This is a genomic window from Serratia sp. ME47, assembly GCF_903970925.1.
Taxonomy (GTDB): Bacteria; Pseudomonadota; Gammaproteobacteria; order Enterobacterales; family Enterobacteriaceae; genus Serratia; species Serratia ureilytica.
Genome location: NZ_CAJCKE010000020.1, coordinates 68,457 through 91,549, shown reverse-complemented (window position 1 = coordinate 91,549; position 23,093 = coordinate 68,457). Strand labels below are relative to the sequence as shown.

The window sequence follows — 23,093 nt, the reverse complement described above, 5'->3', positions numbered from 1 at the left end:
TGCTTTTATTCCCCGCCTTGGGTGGCGTGCTGCTGCTGGCCGGTTGTGCCGGCGTCAGCAGCGAGTTCGGCTGTAACGCCACCACCTCTGACAGCTGCATGACGATGGAGCAGGCCAACGAGAAAGCCAAGTCGCTGGAAGAGGGCAGCGAAGCAAAGCCGGCTGCGGCCGCATTGCCTCGCCTGGCTGACGGCGACTTTGCGGCAGTGGGGCGAGATACCGGCCCCGTCCCTGTCTCAGCCGGCAGCACTTCCCGTTTGTTGCCTCGTCAGGACACTGCATCCCCGGCGCCGGTGGTACCGGCGTATCCGGCGATTGCGGCGCCGACCGCCATCGTGACGACCGTCAGTACCTGCACGTTGCCACGTTGTGCCGGTGTCGGCAGCACCCGACCGGCACGCCAGGCCGAGCAGACCGCGCAGCTGTGGATCGCGCCCTGGATTGACAGTCAGGACGTTTATCACCAGCCGGGCAAGGTGCTGTTCGTGGTTAAACCCGCCGTCTGGGGTCAGCCCCAGTCCGTGTACTGACAGGGAGCCGTAAATGAATTTGCTCGACAAGGTCACCCATACCGCCAACAGCCTGCTGTCGGCGCTGAAGATGCCGGATGAAGCTTCTGCTGCCAACAAGGTGTTGGGTGACATGAACTTTCCCCAGCTGAGCAGCGTGCTGCCCTATCGCGACTATGACGAAGAGAGCGGGCTGTTCATCAATGCCGGCTCCATCGGCTTTGTGCTGGAAGCGCTGCCGCTGGCCGGCGCCAACGAGCAGGTGGTTCTGACGCTCGAAAGTCTGCTGCGCACCAAGTTGCCGCGCGGGATCGCGTTGTCCGTTCACCTAATGGCCAGCAAGCGCGTCGGCGATCTGGTGGAATCCGGTCTGCGTGACTTCTCCTGGTCGGGCAAGGACGCGGACAAATTCAACGCCATCACGCGTGCCTACTACCTGATGGCGGCGGCAGACCGATTTTCCCTGCCACCGGGCGTCGATATGCCGCTGACGCTGCGCAACTACCGGGTATTTATCTCCTACTGTGTCAAGAGCAAACGCTACAACAAGGCACTCATCACCGAGCTGGAGAACCTGGTCAAAGTGTTGCGGGCGTCGCTAATGGGGGCAAAAATCCCGACCCAGTCGCTGAACGCCGCGGACTTTATCAACGTCGTGGGTGAAATCATCAACCACGATCCGAACCAGCTGTACAACAAGCCGCGCAAACTCGACCCGTTGAAAGACCTGAACTTCCAGTGCATCGACAACGGGTTCGGTATGGACGTGTATCCCGACTGTGTCAAAATCAACCTGCGTGATGCCGGCAGCAAGAAAGGCAGCGTGGCGCGGGTGATGAATTTCCAGCTCGAGCAGAACCCGGAGATGGCCTTCCTGTGGAACACCGCCGACAACTACGGCAACCTGCTGTATCCCGAACTGTCGATCGCCACGCCGTTCATTATTACGTTGACGCTGGTCGTTGAAGAACAGACCAAGACCTCTTTTGAGGCGAACCGCAAGTACATCGATCTGGAGAAAAAATCCCGCACCTCCTACGCCAAATTCTTCCCCGGCACGCTGGAGGAAATGAAGGAGTGGGGCGATCTGCGCCAGAGTCTGGCGTCCAACCAGACGGCGATCGTTTCCTTCTTCTATAACGTGACGGTGTTTTGCGAAGACAATGACAGCGTGGCGCTGCGCTGCGAGCAGGACGTCATCAACAGCTACCGCAAGAACGGTTTTGACCTGATATCGCCGCGCTTCAAGCAGCACTGGAATTTTCTGGCCTGCCTGCCGTTTATGGCCGAGCACGGCGTCTTCCAGGATTTGGCAATGCACGGTGCGGTGCATCGCGCCAAGACCCTGAACGTGGTCAACCTGATGCCGATCGTCGCCGACAACCGTCTGGCGCCGTCCGGTCTGCTGGCGCCCACCTACCGCAACCAGCTGGCGTTTATCGACATCTACTCCGAGGTGATGCGCAACACCAACTACAACATGGCGGTGGCCGGGACGTCAGGCGCGGGTAAAACCGGCCTTATTCAGCCGATGCTGCGCAGCGTGCTGGATACCGGTGGCGCCGCCTGGGTGTTCGATATGGGCGATGGTTACAAGAGCCTGTGCGAAAACATGGGCGGGGTTTACATCGACGCCCAGACGCTGAAGTTCAACCCGTTCGCCAACGTGAAAGACATCAACCTGTCGGCGACGCAGATCGCCAACCTGATTTCGGTGATGGCCAGCCCCGACGGTAACCTGGACGAAGTTCATGAGAGCCTGTTGGAGATGGCGGTCAAGGCTGCCTGGCTGAGCAAGCAAAAGAATGCCCGTATCGATGATGTGCGTGACTTTCTGCGCGACGCAATGGATGAGGAGGTCTATCGCGATTCGCCGACCATCCGCAACCGCCTGCATGAAATGACCATCCTGCTGGATAAGTACTGCTCCGACGGCACCTATGGTGAGTTCTTCAACTCCGACGAACCGTCACTGCGCGATGACGTCAACATGGTGGTACTGGAGATGGGCGGCCTGAAAAACCGCCCTGATCTGCTGGTTGCGGTGATGTTCTCGCTGATGATCTACATCGAGGGGCGGATGTACCAGACATCGCGTCAGAGCAAGAAGCTGTGCGTTATCGACGAAGGCTGGAAGCTGCTCAACTTCAAGAACGCCAAGGCGGGCGAGTTTATCGAAGAGGGTTACCGTACCGCGCGCCGTCACCGCGGGGCATACATCACCATTACCCAGAACATCAAGGACTTTGACTCGGACACCGCCAGCTCGGCCGCGAAAGCCGCCTGGGGCAACTCCTCCTACAAGATCATCCTGATGCAGGACGCCTCCGAGTTCAAAACCTATCTGCAGAAAAACCCGGACAACTTCACCCAGCTGCAGCAGGACATGATCGGGAAGTTCGAATCGGCTAAAGACCAGTGGTTCAGCTCCTTCATGCTGATGGTCTCCGGCAAGGTCAGCTGGCACCGCCTGTTTGTCGATCCGCTGAGCCGCGCCATGTACTCCTCCCAGGGCCAGGACTTCGAGTTCATGCAGGCCCGGCGCGAACAGGGGGTATCGGTGCATGACGCCGTGTATGAGCTGGCGCACCGCAACTTTGGCGAGGAGATGGCGCGCATCGAGCGCTGGGTGGAAGAGAACTACACAGGGAGGGCGGCCGCATGACACTGCCTGCCATTATCACGACGCCAAACAGCCCGGCACAGAAACGTGCCATTGTGCTGTGGGGTACGGTCTGCGTGCTGATTGCCGTTCTGCTCAGTGTGGGGGCCACGCTGTGGCTGCTGCATCGTCAGCCAGCGATCGTCACCTTCGACATGAAACAGACCATGGAGGCGTTCTACGAGAACGCCGCCAAACAATCCCTGCCGCCGGAGCGCAGCAAGCTGCTGGCCGAACGGTTTACCGGCGCGCTGCAAACCAGCATCACGCAATACCAGCAGCGCAACAACGTGATCATCCTGGTCTCGCCGGCGGTAGTAGGCGGTGCCAGGGACGTGACACGCGAGCTACAGCGGGATATTGCCGCCCGAATGCAGCGGGGCAATATCGTCAGTGTAGGTGAGGAGACAAACCTATGAATAGTTCAGTAATCAGTTTTATGGCGGGCTTTGTTGTTTGTTTTGTAATCATGTTCGTTACGAATCTGGGGAGAAATCAAATGCCAGCCACCATCACGGCGACTCCAGTGGTGTTTACCCCGGCTCAGCAGGAGGCCATCGGGCCACTTGCCCGCGATTACCTGCTGGCGCACCCGGACATCCTGCTGCAGATGAGTGAGAAGCTGGAGGCACAGCAACAGACCGCAGCCAATCGCACGGTGCAAACCGCGTTGACCACGCAGCCGGAACTGCAGGCGACGTTATTGCACGATCCGGCGACGCCGGTAGTGCATCCTGACGGCGGCGTGACCGTGGTGCAGTTTTTTGACTATCAGTGCATCTGGTGCGCGCGTATGGCGCCGGTGGTGGCCGACTTTGTGTGGGACAATCCCGATGTGCGCTTTGTGTTCAAGGAGTTCCCCATTTTTGGCAGCCGCTGGCCGATGTCGGTGCAGGCAGCACGTACCGGCCTGACGCTGTGGCAACTCAAGGGCGGCGAGGCCTATCTGGCCTACCACAATGCGGTGTTTGCCTCCGGTGAGAACGAAGGGCGTTTGTCCCAACCCACGCTTAATGTGGCCCTCCAGAGCGCCGGCGCCGCGCCGATGACCGTGCTGCCCGAGACGGAGAAAACGCTGCTGGCCACGCGTGAACTGGCCCAGCAGCTGAACATCAGCGGCACCCCCGCCTTTATCGTCATGCCGACCCGAGATGCGCGAGCGGATCAAGTGACACCGCTGTATGGCGCCGTGGATGTGACGGCGCTGCGGGCCGCTGTCGCACAGGCAAAAGCAGGAGGCAACTGATGCGCCTTGTCTGCTTAGTGTTCTCATTATCACTGCTGCCTTGCATGGCGGTGGCCAAAGACTTCGGCACCTGGGGCGACCTGTACCCGGTGGCCGAGCCTGACATGCTGCAGACCATTCACGAACGTCTGACCGAATTGAAGCGCAGCGGCCGTTGGGAGCAGGAGATGACGGCGTTCAAAGCGCGTACCGTGAAGCACAGCCAGCGGCCTGAGCCGGTTGCCGGCATCGGCAGGACCGAGCGCTATGCCGAACGTTTCTTCGACCCAAGCGTACAGCTCTCTTCTGACCTGAAAGACGACAAGGGGCGCGTGTTTGCTCGCAAGGGCGACGTTATCAACCCGCTGGCCACCGTGCCGTTCGCCCAGACGCTGTATTTCATCGACGGCGACGATCCGCAGCAGGTTGCCTGGATGAAGGCGCAGCAGCCGGAGACCCTGATGGTGAAGGTCATTCTGGTCAACGGCGACATTCCCAAGACCTCTGCCGCGCTCGACAGCCGTATCTACTTCGATCAGGGCGGGGCGCTGTCGCGCCGGTTCGGGCTGACGACGGTGCCGGTGCGCATCACGGCGGCGCCGAGCGGCCTGCGGCTGCGTATCGAATCCATTCCTGCCGCCGGCAGCGCGAACTGAAGGGGACCAGTATGTTTGTGACACGTAAACGTTTTATTGCGACCGAGAATCAGCTGCAGAGCTGTCGCCAATTGCTGGCCGCGCGCCACGGCGAGTTGATGGCCATCCGCAAGGCGGCGTCGGCAAACGGTGGGATCTACAAATGCATTCTGGAATGCCGCGAGGTAGCCCACGAGTTGCGTGAGCAGGTGCCTGCCGATCGGGAAGGTCGCAACCCTTATTTGTTCGACAAACTGGCGCTTATCGACAGTCTGCTGAGCACCCTGGCGGCGTTATTACCGCCGCAGGATGAGGCACGTCCCACCGCTCGGATGGTTGCCGCCGGTGATGTGCAAGAGATTTACCGTGGAACGCAGTGGGCGACGCATTGCCAGGAGCGTCGCGCATGATCCGGTGCTGGCTCTCGGCGTTGCTGGTTGTGGCATGCCTGTTTTCGGCACCGTCTCAGGCGGCGGATGCGGCCTGCCAGGGGCGCTTTGTCAACCCGATCACCGATATCTGCTGGCGCTGCATCTTCCCGCTCTCGATCGGCAGCATTCCGGTCGGCAAGGGGGATTTGCCGGATACCAGCAATCCGGGCAGCCCTATTCAGTTTTGCCCGGCACCGCCGCCGATTTTTCAGCGTATCGGGATGGCAATGGGGTACTGGGAGCCGATGGCCATGACTGACGTGACCCGCTCGCCGGGCTGCATGGTCAACCTGGGGGGCTTTAGCATCAACCTCGGCAAGATTGGCACCGGCACGGGCGGCAGCAGTGGCAAGGGCGACGTGACCACCGCGTTCTATCACGTCCACTGGTACAAGTACCCGCTGACCTACTGGCTGAACATCATCACTTCCGCGGGCTGCCTACAGGGCGGGGACATGGACATCGCCTACCTGTCGGAAATCGATCCGACCTGGGTCGACAGCAGCCTGACCACCATTCTCAACCCGGAAGCGGTGGTCTTTGCCAATCCGCTGGCGCAGGGCGCCTGCGCGGCCGACGCCATTGCCAGCGGCTTTCATCTGCCGATCGACGCATTGTTCTGGTGCGCCGGCAGTCAGGGCTCGATGTACCCGTTCAACGGCTGGGTGGCCAAGGAAATCAGCCCGCTGCAGTCGTCAGTTCTGGTCTCGGAAAAGATGGCGTTCAAGCTGCACCGCCAGGGGCAAATCATGGAGTCCATCGGCAAAGATCGGGCGGTCTGCTTCGAGTACCCATCGCCGATCATGCCGAAAGAGCGCTGGCGTTATCAGATGGTGAACATGTACCCGGACAGCGCCCGCTGTCACCCGATGGGGCGCAGCGTGATGCGCTGGGAGGTGGGCCACAACTCGCCGGCCAGCAAGAAGAACTTCGGCTATGTCATGTGGCGCAAGCGCAACTGCGTCTTTTTATAAGGAGAAGGTCATGACGACATACAGCAAGGCGACAGGGCTGCTGACAGTGCTCCTGACGGGGGTAACCGTACCGATGATCGCTGTCGGGCAAACGGCGGCAGATCCTGTTGCTACCGCACAGCAGCAGGCGACCGTCCAGGTGGACAGCAACCGGGCATGGCTGCGCGAGCAGGAAAAGCGCTCGGCTGACTTGCACCAAAACACCCCGGTGCCGGAGTTCCTGCGTAATCAACCGCCGCGTTCTCTGGCACAGGACGACCAGTCTTTTATTGACCAGCTGGCAGCAAAGCAGCGTCAGGACGCCGCCGAACAACCGGCCGAGGGCGCGCTGTACTTCGTGTCCTTCGCTATTCCCGAGGAAGGTATGCGCCGCATGCTGCAAGAGGCGCGTCGTTTCGGTATTCCGGCCACGTTGCGCGGCATGGTGAATGGCGACATGCGCGAAACGGTGCAGCGGGTGCAAAAACTGGTGGAAGCCGGCGGCATCGACGGCGTGCAAATCGACCCGCAGCCCTACAGCCAGTTCGGCATCACCGCCGTGCCGGCGCTGGTGGTGCGCTGCGCGGCCGGCTTCGATGTGGTGCGCGGTAACCTGCTGATGGCGCAGGCGCTGAAGAAGGTCGCCAAAGACGGCGATTGTGCCGCTACCGCGCAGGCGCTGCTGGACAAGGAGAGCGGAAAATGACCCGCCTGGTGAAGTCACTGCCCGGACTGCTGGCAACACATGCCCTGGTGCTGGGGACGTTTATCTTAGCCACCGGCGATTGCCGGGCGGAAGGTGATGACGTGTTCCAGACCGGCAGCGAGTTTGCCAAACAGATTGCCGGTCAGGGCACGGGGACGCTGCAGAACACCAACCCGGCCAACGTGCTGCCGAACTACACCGACAACCCGAAAGAAAAAGGCTATTACGGCGGCGTCACAGCCGGGGATGCCAACACCCTCAAGACCGACGGCGGCACCGCCTGGGATCAGACCGAGGTCGGGCAGGCGGTGACTGATTCGGTGCTCAAGAACCCCAAGGAGCCGATTTCTCACGATGCGCCCTTTATCCAGGCCGGCAAGGAGATTGAAGGCAAGGCCGAGAGCATCGTCGGCAAGACCGGCCCGGACTGCAAGGCCGAACAGGTAACCCGCAGTGAGTTCACCCGGCATGTGTGCGAGCGCGATACGGCGGTGATGCGTACCTGCGAGCGCGCCACCGACATCGGTGGCCACTATGAGACCCGTTATGAAGACCGTAACGCGCACCTCGACAAATCGATGATCCGTTGGTGGAAAGAGGGCAACCGCATTCACGGCACCTTTACGGCGCCGTTTACCGGCAAGCTGAATACGGGGTCGATATACCTCGAGCTGCAGGACGATCTGCACAGCTATGGCGTACCACTGGCCTTTTCACTGCTGGGGAATGAGGTGCGCTATGGCCGTCAGGACTGGGGCGGCCGGCCGCTGAACGTCGGTAACGTCACGCTCACGCAGGATCAGCAGGTCGATATATTCCTCACCATGGACCCCGGTGGCCACCTGGATACCTTTCTGGATGCGATGGTCAGGCAGTTGAGCGGCGGCGGGGGCGGCTCGCCGATGGTGTTCTACGTGAAGTTCGACGGCAGTTCGTCGGTGCAGGTCTGGGTGCCGACCACGTCGACACCGGCCGACTGTCCACTGGCGCAGGAGGCCGGGGCGGTGAAGGTCAATACCGTCTGCAGTGAGCCGGGCGGCGAACGAACCGTTACGGTCAACGGCCAGACCTACCCGGTGTGGGCCAGCTGCTGGCGCTTTACCGACACCTATCGGCTGCAGGAGGCCGGCCAGGGCAGCTGCGAAGCCTATGCCAACAATCCGGGCTGCACTATTGCCACGCACGGCTGTGCCTTCTCCGATGAGTATGGCCAGTGCCTGCACGAGAACGTGACCTACTCCTGCGAAACCCGCACCACCGGGAATGTGATGTTGTGCGGTGGCCAGATGTACTGCCTGGACGGGGAGTGCGACAAGGCGCAGAAGGGCACCCAGGGCAACGACTTTGCGCACGCCGTTTCCGAGCTGGCCGCGGTGGCAGCCGCTGGCAAGGACGTGGCGGCGCTGAACGGTATCGATGTGCGCGCCTTCACCGGTAAGGGACAGTCCTGCCGCAAGGCGTTTGCCGGTTTCAGCGACTGCTGCAAGGACTCCGGGTGGGGTAACAGCGTCGGGCTGGCGCACTGCGACAGCGAAGAGAAGGCGCTGGGCAAGGCGAAAGAGAACAAATTGACCGTCAGTGTCGGCGAATACTGCAGCAAGAAAGTGCTGGGTGTCTGCCTGCAGAAGAAGCGCAGCTACTGCCAGTTCGACAGCAAGCTGGCGCAGATTGTTCAGCAGCAGGGGCGCGCGTGGCAGCTGGGTATCGGCTTTGGCGACGCAAAATCCCCCGACTGCCGGGGCATTACCGTAGACGAGCTGCAGCGCATCAACTTCGACCAGCTGGACTTTGCCAATTTCTATGAAGACCTGATGAAAAACCAGAAGGTGCCCGAAGACGCGGCACTGCTGGAGAAGGTTAAGCAGCAAATCGCACAACGTATGCAGGAGGCAGCCAAGTGAAAACGCGCGGGACTTCAAATGTCAATTTGGCGGCACGCGGGTTGGCCAACCGCAGGGCGGCAGCACTGTTGGGCCTGAGCCTGCTGGGCGCGGCGTTCACCGCGCAGGCCGGCGGCTGGCAGTGGTATGAGCGGGAGGCCAAACCCACTGACGACGATATGCCACCGCAGGCTGTAGCCCCGGCCGCTCCGGCCGGCGCACTGCAAAAGCTGCAGCTGCTGCAGCAGTCGCTCAAGGAGCGGCTGGCAGACGCCATCCTGTACCCCAGCACCGAGAACTTCGTGAAGTTCTTCCAGATGCAGAACTACTTTACCCAGCAGGCGGGGCTGTTTGAGCGCTCTGCGCAGCGCGCGTTTTTAGCGCACCCTGAGCTGGATTACAACCTCAAATACAGCCACTACAACGGCACGGTGAAAAGCCAGCTGGCCGCCGACTTTGCCGCGCAGCGCGAGGCCATCGGCAAAATGGCGCAGCAGTACGGGCTGATGCTGTTCTATCGCGGCGCGGAGCCGATCGACGGTCAGCTGGTGAGCGTGGTGAAGGGCTTTCGTGACAGCTACGGGTTGTCGGTGGTGCCGGTGACCGTCGACGGGGTGGTTAATCCTGCGATGCCGGAGAGCCGTCGCGATGCGGGGCAGGCGCAGCGGCTGGGCGTCAATCACTTCCCGGCACTGATGCTGGTCGATCCGCGCAGCGGGGCAGTCAAGCCGCTGGCCTACGGCTTTATCAGCCAGGACGATCTGGCCAAACAGTTCCTGAACGTCTTTACCGACTTCAAACCCAATTATTAACGGAGCGTTGAATGCGTAAATTTAAATTCCCTGACATCGACGCGACCGGCGGTTGGGTCGCGGCCTTCGGGATCTGGTTCCATATCGTCGCCGGCCTGGTGCACCGGGCGCCGGACATGGCGGTGACGCTGGCCGAGTTTATCGCGCTCACCCTGACGGTGTGCGGCGGCTACAAAATCCTCGATGAGCTGGCACGCGTCCCCAAACGCCAGCGCGAGGAGGCGGAAAAACAGGCCTATATCGCGGCTCATCGTGAACAGGCGCCGTCGCCGGCGAGCACAGACGAACAGCACGGGGCCGGGGAGGTGCAGAATGCGGATCGTTAACATCGCCTGGCTGGCGCTGCTGTTAACCGGGCTGGCACACGGCTCCACGATTGATGAGATAGCGGCGCTGCAGAAAAACGCCGGCGTCAATCGGGCGCAATCAGCGACGTCCGTCCCCGCTCCGCGGCCGGCTGCAGCGCCACGCTGGTTTACGCTCAGCAACGGCGCGCGCGTCAACCTCAATGACTGGAAGGTGGTGCTGTTTATGCAGGGGCATTGTCCGTACTGCCATCAGTTTGATCCGCTGCTGAAATCGCTGTCGGAGCGGGTCGGCTTTTCCGTGTTCGCCTACACCTTCGACGGCCAGGGCGATGCCACGTTCCCGGAGGCCATTCCGGCGCCGCCGGAGGTGATGCGTACCTTCTTCCCCGGCCTGCCGGTGGCCTCGCCGACAACGTTTTTGGTGAACGTCAATACGCTGGCGACCTACCCGATGATCCAGGGGGCCAGCGACGAGCGCGGCTTTATGGCGCGGCTGGATACCGTGTTACAGGAAGCGCTGATGAGGGGAGGTCAACAATGACTTTGTGCACTCGGTTTGGGGGCATCGCGCTGGGGCTGCTTTTGACGGTGCCGGCCGTGGCCGACATGAACAGCGACATGAACCAGTTTTTTGACAAGCTGGGGTTTGCGTCCAACACCACGGCACCGGCGGTCTGGCAGGGTCAGGCGGCCGGGTATATCTCGGGCGGGTCGATTTACGCCCGCACCGGCGTGAAGCAAATACAGCTGATCTCGATGTCGTTGCCGGATATCAATGCCGGCTGCGGCGGCATTGATGCGTACCTGGGGGCATTCAGTTTTATCAACGGCGAGCAGCTGCAGCGCTTTACTAAACAGATCATGTCCAACGCCGCCGGCTACTTCTTCGATCTGGCCTTGCAGACCACTGTGCCGGAGCTGAAAGACGCCAAAGATTTCATCCAGAAAATGGCCAGCGACATCAACAGCATGAACATGAGCAGCTGCCAGGCGGCGCAGGGCATTGTCGGCGGGCTGTTCCCGCGCACGCAGGTCTCCCAGCAGAAGGTCTGCCAGGACATTGCCGGCGAATCCAACATCTTCGCGGACTGGGCTGCCTCGCGGCAGGGCTGCACGGTGGGGGGCAAAGGGGACTCGGTGCGTGACCGGGCAGGAGAGAAGGATAAGGAACGTATCTCCAAGAACATCAACATTATGTGGGATGCGTTATCCAAAAACCGGATGTTCGACGGCAACAAGGAGTTGAAGGAGTTCGTGATGACGCTGACCGGCTCACTGGTGTTCGGCCCCAACGGCGAAATCACGCCGCTGCCGCCACGCACTACCGATCAGAGCATCATCAAGGCGCTGATGGAAGGCGGCGCCGCACGCGCTTATCACTGCAACGACAGCGATAAGTGCCTGAAGGTGGTAGCCGACAGCACCACGACGATAAGTCCGGACAATGCCCTGAAAGGGCAAATCAAAAAAATGCTGTTCAGCATCGAGAGCAAGGCGCGCAACGACGAGCGGCTGACGGATGCGGAGAAAGGCCTGATTTCCAGCACGCATGTGCCGTTGCTGACTTATCTGACCGACCCGCAAATGCTCGGCGTGTCCAGCGCAATGGTGCACCAACTGGCCGACTACGTGGGGTACGACATCCTGATGCAGTACCTGCAGGAGTTAATGGGCGGCGCGCGCGCCATGCTGGCGACCGGGAACTACCCGGAGGCCACCATTGAGCAAATCAACAACAACTTCACGCAGGCCGGGCAGCTTATCGCCTCCCTGCAATCGCGCGTTCAGGTGCAGACCGATGCCCTGCTGGTCGTCGAGCAGCAGATGCGTTACATGCGTCAGCAGGTGTCGGCACGCCTGCTGACGCGTTACCAGAACAACTATCAGTTCGGGGAGGCGCAATAACATGACGGAAATCTATGTCATCGGCGGATCGGAGTGGCTGGCGCAGAACCTTAACGCGGTCGCGGCCTTTATGCAGACGGATACCTGGGACTGGATACGGAATTTTGCGGTGGCCATCAGCGTGCTGGTGCTGGCCGCGCGATATACCGCCCGTCGCGACCTGATGGATATCCTGGGCTGGGTGTTTGTGCTGGTGTTCTCCTCGGCGTTGCTGACCAAGGCGCAGCCGGTGCAAATCATCGATCTGTCCAATCAGCGTTCGATTCAGCGGGTGGCCAATGTACCGCTGGGGATTGTGCTGCCGGCGACCATCATCACCCGCATCGGTTACGCCATGGTGCTGAGTTACGAAATGGTGTTCAGCCAGCCGGATGCAGTGACCTACAGCAAGACCGGCATGCTGTTCGGCTCCTCACTGGTGTCCCGAAGCACCGACTTCACTGCCCAGAATCCGGAGCTGGCCAACCTGTTTGCCGACTATGTACAGAACTGTGTGGTGGGCGACATGCTGCTCAATCACAAGTACAGCTTTGAGGAGCTGATGCATTCCGAAGATCCGTATGCGCTGATCTTCCGCCAGCCGAGTCCGCTTCGCGGTGTGTTCAACAAGGACGGCCGTTTCCAGACCTGTGAAGAAGCCGCGATGCCGCTGAAGAACATGCTGGGCCTGGAAGCGAAAACCGGCAGTCCGACCTACAGCTATTATGCGCGGCGCATTCTTGGCGGTCGTCCAGACCGCGATCTGCTGTTCGGGCAGCTGCTGGGGAACAGCTACCAGTATTTTTACCAGAACCAGAAGACGGCCAGCGATATCATCAAGCAGAACATCGTCATGAACGGCCTGCGCAGCGGCATCATGAGCTACTCGGCACGCAGCGGTGACACAGCGGGCATGCTCAACATCGCCAGCACGTCGGCCATCGAGAAGCAGCGTCTGTCCCAGGCGACGCTCGGGCAGGTGATGATGCGCTCCTTGCCGCTGCTGCAGGTCATCCTGATCGGCATGATGATGGGGATGTTCCCCATTCTGGTGGTGATCGGCATGGTTAACCAGGGCAAGGAAGTGGCCAAAGCCTACGTGTTCGGCTGGCTGTGGGTGATGAGCTGGCCGCTGTTGTACGCCATTCTCAACAGCGCGATGGCTTTTTATGCCCAGAAGGCCGGCTCGCCCGTGGTGCTGAGCAATTTGTCCACGGTGAAGCTGAACTACTCGGATCTGGCCAATACCGCCGGCTATATCTCCGGCATGATCCCGTTTATCTCCTGGTATATCGCCAAAGGGCTGGGGCAGGGGCTGATGAGCGTCAGCCACAGCATGACCGGCGCCTACCAGAGTTCGGCGGCGTCGGCGGCGATGAGCGTGTCGGATGCCAACTACAGCTTCAACAACATGCAAACCGACAACGTGCAGGGTAACACCTGGGATACCAACAGCAGCGTGCGTGCCGGCCAGATGACCGCGCAACTGCCGACCGGCGGCACGCAAACCCGCACGGGCGATGGCAGCAGCGTCTGGGATGCGAGCGGCGCGATGTCCAAACTGCCGGTAGATATCGGCGTGACGAAGCAGATTGCGACCGCGCAGCAGGAAATGGCGCGGGAAGCCGAGACCCAGGCACAGACATCCATGCAGGGCTTCAACAGCAATATCAGCAGCGCCTGGACGCAACTGTCGCAGTTTACCGGCCAACGTGGCAGCAGCGACAGCATGACCCACGGTGCCGACACGGCGCAAAACAGCCAGTCCAGCATCGCGGCGCACAAAATGGCGAGCGCGGTGGAAAGTTATGCCAAGGCCAACAATGTCAGCAAAGAGCAGGCAACGCAGGAGTTGGCGTCGAGAGCCGTTACTGATACCGCGGGCTTTAATACGCGAGCTGGTGTTTCCGCAAGTGGTGGATTGAAAGTGTTGGGGAATGGTGTAACGGCAGAAGGATATATGGGCGTAAGTTACGACAAAAGAGGGAGCGACACAGATTCTCATTCTGCTAGTAGCGGCACGCGTGGCAGTCAGGATGCGCGTCACGACCAGAGCGCCCAGGCCGCTGCTGACTTTAAGGAAGGGATGGACTACCTGACCAGCCAGCGCACCAGCCAGTCCGGCAGTCATACGGATAACAATGCGGACTCGCGCATTGATCAGCTTTCTTCGTCCTTGTCAGGCGCCAAGAGCAGCTACGAACAATACAGTAGTGCACATACCCGCAGCCAGGAGCTGTCACAGCAGGCTTCTCGTACCGAGAGTCTCAGTGGCGATATGCGCGAGAACCTGAGCCAGCAGTTTGCGCAGTACGTGATGGACAAGGCACCAAACGATGCCGGCAACATTTTGACCGGTCAATCGCAGGACGCCGTTGCCGCGCGTCAGTCGCTGGCGCGTGATTTTGTGCGTGAACAGGTGGCGCCGCAGGTGGATGCACAATATCAGTCCAGCAGCGGTACGCTTGGCGCCGGCATGGGGTCTGTTGGTGGCGGAAGCTCCGGCCAGGATATTCAGGCTGATTATAACAATCACCAGAGCGCGATTGAAAAAAGAACAGCACAGGCCGGAATACGTAATGATGTAGGGGCTCAGGTTAATGGTATGGTTGATAATAACCAAACAGCCCAACAAAAAATTCAGACAGATATTCATAGCCAACAGCAAAATGTTGAAGGGCAGAGAAACGAACTGCAGCAAAATCATTCATCAGCACGAACTGCACAAAATTTAAAATATAGTCTTGAAAAAGAGAAGCAGGAAGGTATACCAGGTGCAAGTAGTCAAGATGAAATGATGGCACAGGCACAAGCCATGCAAGATAAATTCAATAAAGAGCGGGGTGGTAAATGATGGTTACTCATAAGATAATAAAAGATGAGGCTGCACAGTTGAAAGAACTGATGGATGAACAACTTGAGATACCATCATTCTTTTCTTGTGTTAAACCTGCAATACTAATGGAAGTCTGGATGGTTTTATGCCCACTGGTTAGTTTCTTTTTGGCTGATCAAAGGGATTCGGAATTACTCATCGCAACAGGAATGAGTGCGTTTCTTGGTTTTTTAATATCAGTAAGCATTGTCAATGGACGGAGCTTGTATCTCTCACTACCAGTTCAATTGAGAGAGAGTTCGCAGGTGTTGGAGTTATTAAGTAAAAAAGTAAAAAGCTACGCGATGGTATTTTTATCACTGGTGCTGATATTATCAGTTTTGGCGGCGAATAGTGCTTTAGGTTCTATGGCATATATCATACCGCTTATTTTCTTCACAGTAATGATGGTGTTCATTTTTAATATGGATATTGGCCGCTATCGTCTTTCAGCATTTACCGCCGCTCTGGAGCTTATCAAATCCCGCAAACAGGGAGGTGAGTAACGGTGGCTAAGATCTCTGCCAAAACGCATACCACCACCCTGCGACTCGATGACGGTACGTTTGGGCGCCTGCAGCGTATGGTGGCTGAGAACCCCCTCTACAGCCCCTCACATGTGATGCGCGGTGCCCTGCTGGCTCTCAGCAGATTAACCGACAGTGAACGTGAAGCCTGCATTCTGGCCGTAGCAAAGGGAGGTGTGGATGAGCTTTAACGCCAAGGACATGACGCAGGGCGGGCAGATCGCCTTTATGCGCCTGCGCATGTTCACGCAGATCGGCAACCTGATTTTCTACTGCCTGTTTATCGCCTTCTTCCTGGTGGCGATTTGCACGCTGTTGTGGCGCGTGTCCATCCAGAACCTCACGAACGGCCTGATTTATTGGTGGGTCTGGATGGTGGAAGGCTGGCCGAGCATATCGCCGTCAGAGACCCTCTACCACCTGGATTATTACGGCAAGACGCTGACCTACACCGCCAAACAGGTGTTGCTCGACAGTTACGTCTCCTACTGTGGTCAGCTGATTTGGCGTGAAGGGATCTTTGCCTGCATCGTGGCGGCCGTTGCGTGTGTGACGGGATTCGTGGTCACCGTGTGGATACTTGGCCGTCAGGGCAAGCAACAGAGCGAGGATGAAATAACCGGCGGGCGAACACTCACCGATAACCCTGCGGTGGTGGCCAACATGCTCAAACGCGATGGTATGGCGTCCGATATCATTATTGATGGGCTGCCGCTGCTAAAAAACAGCGAGGTCAAAAACTTCTGCGCCATGGGCAGCGTCGGTACGGGGAAGTCACGGCTGTATCGCAAGCTGATGGACTATGCACGCAAACGCGGTGACATGGTTATTGTCTACGACAAGTCCTGTGATTTTGTCAAAGACTACTACGATCCGCAGCACGATAAAATCCTCAACCCGCAGGATGCACGCTGCGTCGGCTGGGATTTATGGTCGGAATGTCTGACACTGCCGGACTTTGAGAACGTCGCCGATATCCTTATCCCCATGGGCAGCAACGAAGATCCGTTCTGGCAGGGGTCGGCCCGCACCATCTTTGTGGAAGCGGCCTACCGCATGCGCAATGACGAAGACCGCAGCTACGCCAAGTTGCTCAATACGCTGTTGTCCATCGATCTGCCGCGTCTGCGTGCTTATCTGGAGGGCACGCCGGCGGCCAACCTGGTGGACGGCAAAATCGAGAAGACTGCCATCTCCATTCGCAGCGTGCTGACCAACTATGCCAAGGCACTGCGTTACATGCAGGGCGTGGAGAAACTGGGGGCACCGTTCACCATCCGTGACTGGATGCGCGGCGTGAAGGACAACGGCAAAAACGGCTGGTTGTTCCTGACTTCCGATTCAGCCAGCCACAAGGCGCTCAAACCGCTGATCTCCATGTGGCTCTCTATCGCCTCACACAGCTTGTTGTCGATGGGCGAGAACCCGGACCGCCGCGTCTGGATTTTTGCTGATGAATTACCCACCCTGCACAAACTGCCTGATCTGGTGTCCATCGTGCCGGAAGCGCGCAAGTTCGGCGGATGCTTTGTGTTGGGATTCCAGACCTACTCTCAGCTTGAAGATATTTATGGCGTCAAGGCGGCGGCCACCCTGTTCGGGGTGCTGCGCACCCGCTTCCTCTTCAGCGTGCCGGATCGCGTGGGTGCCGAGTTCGCCGCCGGCGAAGTCGGTGAAAAAGAGTATCGCAAGGCCTCCGAGCAGTATTCCTACGGGGCCGATCCCGTCAGGGACGGGGTGTCCGTCGGTAAGGATTTGGAGCGCATGCAGCTGGTGAGCTACAGCGACATCCAGACGTTGCCTGATTTGTGCTGCTATGTGACGCTGCCGGGGCCGTACCCGGCCGTCAGGCTGCAGATGGTGTACAAAAAAGTCAGGCAGGTCGCGCATCCCTATGAGCCTCGCAAGATGGATGCCGCTGCCGATGGGCGGCTTGTATCGGCGATCGAAATGCGGGAAGCCGAGACCGGCAATATGGATGCCTTGTTCGCTGCTACCCCTATCCTGCCGGCGGCAAGTGCGAACGAAACCGCTGATGCCCCTGTCGCTACCGTGAGCACAGTGCTGACAGAGACCTCCGTCAGTGATGTGCCTGTCGAGTCAGCTGCTGCCACCGCGACAGGGGGGCCGGAGGCGGAACTGAAACAGAAACCAGCGCCCGGTGATGATGATGCAGAACGGGGGGAGTTGCCCCCCGGTATCAGTGGCGACGGCGAAGTGGTGGACATCGCACAGTATGAAGCCTGGCAGGCGCAGCAGCAGGCCATGGGGCAGCAAGCCATGCAGCGCCGGGAAGAGACCAACATCAATATCGACAGGCATCGGCGCGAACTGGCCGAAGTTCATCATGGGGACAGCGAACCGGGAGATGAATTCTGATGATGAGCATTGGCCAGGTCGGCCCCGCCGGTAAAGCCGGCGACTACTACACCCATCAAGACAACTACTACGTGCTGGGCAGCATGGACGAACGCTGGGTGGGTCAGGGTGCAGAAGCGTTGGGTTTAACTGGCAAGGTGGACGTCAAAGATTTCGTAGCCGTGCTGGAAGGCAAGTTACCGGACGGCAGCGACCTGACCCGCATGGTCGGTGGCGAGAATAAACACCGCCCCGGCTATGACCTGACGTTTTCGGCGCCCAAAAGCGTATCCATCATGGCGATGTTGGGCGGCGATAAACGCCTTATTGCCGCGCATAACCACGCGGTAGAAGTCGCGGTGCGGGAGGTGGAGAAACTGGCCTCAACCCGCAGCATGACCGAGGGTGTCTCCGAGACCAGGCTGACCGGCAACCTGGTGGTGGCGCTGTTTAACCACGATACGTCACGCGACCTTGACCCACAGATGCACACGCATGCGGTGGTGGCCAACGTCACGCAGCATGACGGCAAGTGGCAGACGTTGTCCTCCGATACGGTCGGCAAGACTGGGTTTATCGAGAGCGTCTATGCCAACCAGGTGGCTTTCGGCCAAATATACCGCCATGTGTTGCGTCAGGATGCGGAAGCCATGGGGTATCAAACCGAGAACGTCGGCCCGCACGGCATGTGGGAGTTTAAAGGTATGGAGAACGTGATTGACGTGTTTTCCAAACGCAACCACGCCATCGACGCCGCCGCCGGCCCTGATGCTTCGCTCAAGTCACGGGATATGGCGACACTCGATACCCGCAAGGCCAAGGTCGCCAGCGACCCGGCCGCCCTGGCGGTCGAATGGCTTCAGGAAATGAAGTCCGCCGGCTTTGATGCCAAAGCCTATCTGGCCGAGGCGCAGTCTCGCACGATGGTGACGCCCTCCCCGACGCCGCTGGAAGCGGGGGGCGACGCACTGGTTGACCAGGCGGTGGGACAGGCCATTTCGGCGCTCTCTGACCGGCAGGTCAACTTCACGCACAACCAGGTGGCCAGCAAGGCCATCAGCTATCTCTCCGGAGAGCCGGGCATGCTGGACGCGGTGCGTGACGGCATCGACCGCGCCATCGAGCGTGAACAGCTTATCCCGCTCGACAAGGAGAAGGGCGTCTTTACCTCCGATATTCATCTGCTCGATGAGCTGAGCGTGGCGCAGCTGAGCCGCACGCACCTTGCCGAGAGTGCGGTGGTGATAGGCGCGCCAAAGTCTGACCCGCGCACCGGAAGCCACCCGGCCTACAGCGATGCCGTGCAGACGCTTGCGCAGCATGCACCGGCGATGGCGGTGTTGTCGGGCATTGGGGGGGCATCGGTAAACCGTTCCCGCGTGGCGGAAGTGGTGGAGCTGGCGCGTGAGCAGGGCCGCGACGCCACCGTGCTGACCGTTGATCGGCAGTCACAGCAGTATCTGCAGCAAAGCGTCCATCTCGATGAAGACCGCGTGGTGACGCGTGCCGCGCTCGGCAGCGAGGCGCTGTTTGCGCCGAACAGCACGCTGGTCGTTGACCAGGCAGAGAAACTGACGCTCAAGGAAACCGTGGCGCTGCTCGATGGCGCCGTGCGTAACAACGTGCAGCTGGTGCTGATGGATACCGAAAAGCGCAAGGGAACGGGCAATGCCCTCGCCGTCATGAAAGAGGCCGGTGTACCGCGCTATCAGTTCAGTGGCCGTCAGGCGGTGCCGGCGGAGGTGGTGAGCGAGCCGGACAAGGCCCAGCGCTTCGGTCAGTTGGCCAAAGGCGTGGTGCAGGCATTTGTCGAAGACCGGCCGGCGGTGGCACAGGTGAACGGCCCGGCCGACCAGCGGATGTTGACGGCCATGATCCGTGACGAGCTGAAAGATGCCGGGCTGCTGGGACGCGAAGAGACCCATGTGGCGACGCTGACACCGGTATGGCTGGACAGCAAAAATCGGGGCGCCATCGATACCTACCGGGAAGGCATGGTGATGGAACGCTGGGATGCGGAGAGCCGGAAGCGCGAGCGGTTCGTTATCGACCGGGTCGGTTCGCAAACGCGCAACCTGGTGTTGCGTAACGCCGAGGGTGAAAAACAGCGGCTTGCCGTCAAAGCCGTGGACAAGGACTGGTCGTTGTTCCGGGCCGGTACGATGGGTGTTGCCGACGGCGAACGCCTGCGGGTGCTGGGTCAGGAAGGACGGGGCAAGGATGCACTGAAGGCCGGTACGGCGCTGACGGTTGTTCGTTCCGGCGCCAGCGAGCTGCAGGTGCGCGTGGCCGGCGAGCAGGATGCGACGCAGAAGCCGGCGGACCGAGCGCTTGCGGTCGGCAGCGATGTTTTCAGCGCCGTCAAGGTGGCGCCGGCGTATGTGGAAAGCCTCGGCGCCTCGGTGAGCAGTACGGCGGCGGTCTATGCCGCAGTGAAGAAAAACGAGCTCAACAGCGCCACGCTGAGTGGCATTGCCCGTAGTGGCGGGCATATCACCCTCTATTCGGCGCTCGATGCGCGCAAGACGCAGGAGAAAGTGGCCCAGCACCCGGCGTACCGTCTGGCGGGCGAACAGGTCAAACAACTGGCCGGGGAGGAGGGGCTTGATGCCGCGATCGCCGGGCAAAAATCGGGGCTGTTTACTCCGGCGCAGCAGGCCATTCATTTGGCCATTCCGACGCTGGAAGGGGATAGCGTCGCGTTTGGTCAGGCCAAACTGCTCGCCGGCAGTCTCGATTTTGCGGCCAAAGGCGTGTCGATGGAGGCCATCCAGAGGGAAATCGAGGCGCAGGTCAAACGCGGGGAGCTGCTGAAAGTGGATGTCGCGCCCGGCGTCGGGGCGGATTTGCTGGTCTCGCGCGCCAGCTTCGAGGCGGAGAAAAGCATTATTCGTCTGATCGCCGACGGCAAAGACAGTATGCCGGCGCTGATGAGTGAGTCGGCGAGAAATCAACTGGCATCAAGTCAAAGCTCGCTTACGCAGGGGCAGAAAGAGGGTGTTGACCTCATTCTCGGTACGACTGACCGGTTTGTGGCCATCCAGGGCTATTCGGGGGTGGGGAAAACCACCCAGTTCAAGGCGGTGCTGGAAGGGATAGCGCAGATACCTGAAAGCGAGCGGCCCCGCGTGGTCGGGCTGGCGCCGACGCACCGCGCGGTGGGTGAAATGCAGGCGGCCGGCGTCGATGCCCAAACCCTGGCATCGTTCCTGCACGATGAGGGGCTGAAGGTTGCCAGCGGCGAGAAACCGGACTACCGAAACACGCTGTTTGTGGTGGATGAGAGTTCGATGGTGGGCAACAGCGACATGGCGCGCGCCTACGCGTTGATTGCCGAGGGCAACGGCCGTGCGGTGATGAGCGGTGACGAAGCCCAGCTGGAAGCGATTGCGCCGGGCGCGCCGTTCCGGCTGGCGCAGGGGCGCAGCGCCATCGATATGGCGGTCATGAAAGAGATTGTGCGCCAGACCCCCGAGCTGAAGCCGGCGGTGTACAAGATGATTGAAAACGATGTGCCCGGCGCGCTGGGCGTGGTGCGCGCGGTGGCGCCGGCCAACGTCCCCCGGCAAGCCAATGCCTGGGTGCCGGCGCAGTCGGTGGTTGAATATCCCGCCAAGGGGCCGGATGACATTCATGCCGCCATTGTCAGCGATTACCTGGGACGCACCGAGGCGGCCCGGCGCGATACGCTGATCATCACCCACCTTAATGCCGACCGGCACATCATCAATGCCGGTATTCACCAGGAACGTAAAGCGGCGGGCGAGCTGAAGGGGGCGTCCGTCAATCTGCCCATCCTTGAGACCGCCAATATCCGAGACGGCGAGCTGCGCAAGCTGGACACCTGGGCGCGTCACCGGGACGCCGTCGTCCTGCTGGATAACACCTACTACCGGATGGCCGACATCGACAGTCAGTCCCGTACCGTCAGCCTGCATGACAGCGAGGGCAATACCCGGCAGTTTTTCCCGGCCAGTGCGGTGCGTGAAGGCGTCACGCTGTACAACCCGCGCACCATCGAGGTGAACGTGGGCGACCGCATGCGCTTCTCCAAGTCGGACGTCGAGCGCGAGCATGTGGCCAACAGCGTCTGGACGGTCGAAGCCATCAAAGGTGACGTGGTCACGCTTTCCGATGGACAACAGATCCGTACCGTCAATCCCCGCGAGCAGCAACAAGAACGGCACGTCGATTTGGCCTATGCCATCACCGCGCACGGCGCGCAGGGGGCGAGTGAACGCTTTGCCATCACGCTGGAAGGCGTGGAAGGCGGCCGAGAACAGATGGTGAACCGGGCCTCGGCCTATGTGGCGCTCTCGCGCGCCAAGGAGCACGTGCAGGTGTACACCGACAACGAAGCCGGGTGGCTGAAAGCCATCGGCAAGGCGAAGGCGCGCACCACGGCCCATGATGCGGTGCTGGGCATGGCGCCCGGCAGCCAGAAAGCGGCCGCCGAACTCTACGGCAAAGCGGTCCCTTTATCCGACAACGCCCTGGGACGCGCGGTGCTGCGCGGAAGCCAGCTTACCGGCAACACGCTGGCGCACTATGTGTCGCCGGGCAAGAAATACCCCCAACCGCACGCCATGCTGCCGATGTATGACGCCAACGGCAAAGCGGCCGGCGCCTGGCTGGCGCCGTTGGCGGACACCCAGGGGAAAAGCGTCGGGGGACTGCCGACACAGGGTCGGGTGCTCGGCAGTGACAGCGCGCAGTTCGTGGCGCTGCAGGGGAGCCGCAACAACGAGACCAGGCTGGCCGGGACGATGCAGGACGGTATCCGGCTGGCGGCACGCTATCCCGACAGTGGTGTGGTGGTACGCCTGCAGGGTGACGATGTGCCGTTCAATCCCCAGGCGATGACCGGCGGCAGGGTGTGGGTGAACGACGAGACGCTCAAGGCCACTGTACGGGAGCGCGGCGCGTCCGACAGTGTCATTAAATTGCCGGAGAGTCCGGAAGAACGCCTGCAGCGTGAACTGCAGACGCAGGCCGAAAAACTGGGCCGTGAACCGAACGCCCCTGACCCGCAGCGGCTGGCCGGGCTTAACGACGAACAGCTGCGTGCGTTGCTTGCGCGCGGCGAACTGCGCGCCGAGGACGTGAAAGACCGTCTGCCGGAGGCGGTCATGCGGGAGGTGATGGGTCAGGATGCGGCACAGCGGGTCGATGCCGCTGTCCGCCAGGTGGCGCGCGAGCCGGTATCGACCCGCAGCCGGCTGCAGCAGGATGAACAGAACCTGGTGCGGGATACCCATCCTGAGCGGGAACTGAACAAAGAGAAAACCCTGGGCGGCGACTGACGCGCTGCGCTTGTCCAACGCCGTA

18 protein-coding genes are annotated in these 23,093 nt (G+C 60.4%); all 18 read left to right on the top strand.

Annotated elements, in window-relative coordinates; translation table 11 throughout:
• Positions 1–26: 26 nt before the first annotated feature.
• The 18 genes from traV to traI all read left to right on the top strand — a co-directional run bounded on the left by traV (position 27) and on the right by traI (position 23,068).
• Complete coding sequence (gene traV, locus H7A77_RS18680) at positions 27–530, top strand: type IV conjugative transfer system lipoprotein TraV (RefSeq protein WP_370528347.1); 504 nt, start codon at positions 27–29, stop codon at positions 528–530.
• Between the two features lie 13 nt (positions 531–543).
• The gene (gene traC, locus H7A77_RS18675; RefSeq protein WP_094141467.1) at positions 544–3,174 is read left to right on the top strand and encodes a type IV secretion system protein TraC; all 2,631 of its coding nucleotides are present in this window, start codon (positions 544–546) and stop codon (positions 3,172–3,174) included.
• The gene (trbI, locus tag H7A77_RS18670; protein ID WP_094141466.1) at positions 3,171–3,590 is read left to right on the top strand and encodes a type-F conjugative transfer system protein TrbI; all 420 of its coding nucleotides are present in this window, start codon (positions 3,171–3,173) and stop codon (positions 3,588–3,590) included. Before traC ends, trbI begins: the two co-directional genes overlap by 4 nt.
• 80 nt (positions 3,591–3,670) lie before the next feature.
• Positions 3,671–4,417, top strand: a complete 747-nt coding sequence (locus tag H7A77_RS18665; RefSeq protein ID WP_176445892.1) for a DsbA family protein — start codon at positions 3,671–3,673, stop codon at positions 4,415–4,417.
• A complete protein-coding gene (gene traW, locus H7A77_RS18660) occupies positions 4,417–5,052 on the top strand; it encodes a type-F conjugative transfer system protein TraW (protein ID WP_094141464.1) in 636 nt (211 codons plus the stop codon). The genes H7A77_RS18665 and traW overlap by 1 nt, the downstream gene beginning before the upstream one ends.
• A gap of 11 nt (positions 5,053–5,063) precedes the next feature.
• The gene (locus H7A77_RS18655; protein WP_094141463.1) at positions 5,064–5,441 is read left to right on the top strand and encodes a hypothetical protein; all 378 of its coding nucleotides are present in this window, start codon (positions 5,064–5,066) and stop codon (positions 5,439–5,441) included.
• Complete coding sequence (gene traU, locus H7A77_RS18650; protein ID WP_094141462.1) at positions 5,438–6,436, top strand: conjugal transfer pilus assembly protein TraU; 999 nt, start codon at positions 5,438–5,440, stop codon at positions 6,434–6,436. The genes H7A77_RS18655 and traU overlap by 4 nt, the downstream gene beginning before the upstream one ends.
• Positions 6,437–6,446: 10 nt before the next feature.
• Entirely contained in the window at positions 6,447–7,121 is a 675-nt protein-coding gene (trbC, locus tag H7A77_RS18645) for a type-F conjugative transfer system pilin assembly protein TrbC (RefSeq protein ID WP_254922246.1), read from the top strand.
• Entirely contained in the window at positions 7,118–9,022 is a 1,905-nt protein-coding gene (gene traN, locus H7A77_RS18640; RefSeq protein ID WP_094141461.1) for a type-F conjugative transfer system mating-pair stabilization protein TraN, read from the top strand. The genes trbC and traN overlap by 4 nt, the downstream gene beginning before the upstream one ends.
• 41 nt (positions 9,023–9,063) lie before the next feature.
• A complete protein-coding gene (traF, locus tag H7A77_RS18635; protein WP_370528346.1) occupies positions 9,064–9,813 on the top strand; it encodes a type-F conjugative transfer system pilin assembly protein TraF in 750 nt (249 codons plus the stop codon).
• Between the two features lie 11 nt (positions 9,814–9,824).
• A complete protein-coding gene (locus tag H7A77_RS18630) occupies positions 9,825–10,139 on the top strand; it encodes a hypothetical protein (protein WP_094141459.1) in 315 nt (104 codons plus the stop codon).
• Positions 10,126–10,662: a type-F conjugative transfer system pilin assembly thiol-disulfide isomerase TrbB gene (gene trbB / locus H7A77_RS18625; protein ID WP_094141458.1), complete on the top strand. Its 537-nt coding sequence runs from the start codon at positions 10,126–10,128 to the stop codon at positions 10,660–10,662. Before H7A77_RS18630 ends, trbB begins: the two co-directional genes overlap by 14 nt.
• Positions 10,659–12,026: a conjugal transfer pilus assembly protein TraH gene (traH, locus tag H7A77_RS18620; RefSeq protein ID WP_094141457.1), complete on the top strand. Its 1,368-nt coding sequence runs from the start codon at positions 10,659–10,661 to the stop codon at positions 12,024–12,026. Before trbB ends, traH begins: the two co-directional genes overlap by 4 nt.
• A gap of 1 nt (position 12,027) precedes the next feature.
• Positions 12,028–14,859 carry a conjugal transfer mating-pair stabilization protein TraG gene (gene traG / locus H7A77_RS18615; RefSeq protein ID WP_094141456.1) on the top strand — a complete coding sequence of 944 codons (2,832 nt, stop codon included), beginning with the start codon at positions 12,028–12,030 and terminating at the stop codon, positions 14,857–14,859.
• The gene (locus H7A77_RS18610) at positions 14,856–15,386 is read left to right on the top strand and encodes a hypothetical protein (protein ID WP_033641526.1); all 531 of its coding nucleotides are present in this window, start codon (positions 14,856–14,858) and stop codon (positions 15,384–15,386) included. The genes traG and H7A77_RS18610 overlap by 4 nt, the downstream gene beginning before the upstream one ends.
• A 2-nt stretch (positions 15,387–15,388) precedes the next feature.
• Positions 15,389–15,598, top strand: coding sequence for a hypothetical protein (locus tag H7A77_RS18605; RefSeq protein WP_033641525.1), 210 nt, complete (start codon positions 15,389–15,391; stop codon positions 15,596–15,598).
• A complete protein-coding gene (traD, locus tag H7A77_RS18600; protein WP_094141455.1) occupies positions 15,588–17,786 on the top strand; it encodes a type IV conjugative transfer system coupling protein TraD in 2,199 nt (732 codons plus the stop codon). Before H7A77_RS18605 ends, traD begins: the two co-directional genes overlap by 11 nt.
• Positions 17,786–23,068, top strand: a complete 5,283-nt coding sequence (gene traI, locus H7A77_RS18595) for a conjugative transfer relaxase/helicase TraI (protein ID WP_182074494.1) — start codon at positions 17,786–17,788, stop codon at positions 23,066–23,068. The genes traD and traI overlap by 1 nt, the downstream gene beginning before the upstream one ends.
• Positions 23,069–23,093: the final 25 nt, after the last annotated feature.

Excerpts from the sequence above, each read along its gene's own strand:
- traC (WP_094141467.1), top strand. The coding sequence starts at position 544 with ATGAATTTGCTCGACAAGGTCACCCATACCGCCAACAGCCTGCTGTCG.
- trbI (WP_094141466.1), top strand. The coding sequence starts at position 3,171 with ATGACACTGCCTGCCATTATCACGACGCCAAACAGCCCGGCACAGAAA.
- H7A77_RS18665 (WP_176445892.1), top strand. The coding sequence starts at position 3,671 with ATGCCAGCCACCATCACGGCGACTCCAGTGGTGTTTACCCCGGCTCAG.
- traW (WP_094141464.1), top strand. The coding sequence starts at position 4,417 with ATGCGCCTTGTCTGCTTAGTGTTCTCATTATCACTGCTGCCTTGCATG.
- H7A77_RS18655 (WP_094141463.1), top strand. The coding sequence starts at position 5,064 with ATGTTTGTGACACGTAAACGTTTTATTGCGACCGAGAATCAGCTGCAG.
- traU (WP_094141462.1), top strand. The coding sequence starts at position 5,438 with ATGATCCGGTGCTGGCTCTCGGCGTTGCTGGTTGTGGCATGCCTGTTT.
- trbC (WP_254922246.1), top strand. The coding sequence starts at position 6,447 with ATGACGACATACAGCAAGGCGACAGGGCTGCTGACAGTGCTCCTGACG.
- traN (WP_094141461.1), top strand. The coding sequence starts at position 7,118 with ATGACCCGCCTGGTGAAGTCACTGCCCGGACTGCTGGCAACACATGCC.
- H7A77_RS18630 (WP_094141459.1), top strand. The coding sequence starts at position 9,825 with ATGCGTAAATTTAAATTCCCTGACATCGACGCGACCGGCGGTTGGGTC.
- trbB (WP_094141458.1), top strand. The coding sequence starts at position 10,126 with ATGCGGATCGTTAACATCGCCTGGCTGGCGCTGCTGTTAACCGGGCTG.
- traH (WP_094141457.1), top strand. The coding sequence starts at position 10,659 with ATGACTTTGTGCACTCGGTTTGGGGGCATCGCGCTGGGGCTGCTTTTG.
- traG (WP_094141456.1), top strand. The coding sequence starts at position 12,028 with ATGACGGAAATCTATGTCATCGGCGGATCGGAGTGGCTGGCGCAGAAC.
- H7A77_RS18610 (WP_033641526.1), top strand. The coding sequence starts at position 14,856 with ATGATGGTTACTCATAAGATAATAAAAGATGAGGCTGCACAGTTGAAA.
- traD (WP_094141455.1), top strand. The coding sequence starts at position 15,588 with ATGAGCTTTAACGCCAAGGACATGACGCAGGGCGGGCAGATCGCCTTT.
- traI (WP_182074494.1), top strand. The coding sequence starts at position 17,786 with ATGATGAGCATTGGCCAGGTCGGCCCCGCCGGTAAAGCCGGCGACTAC.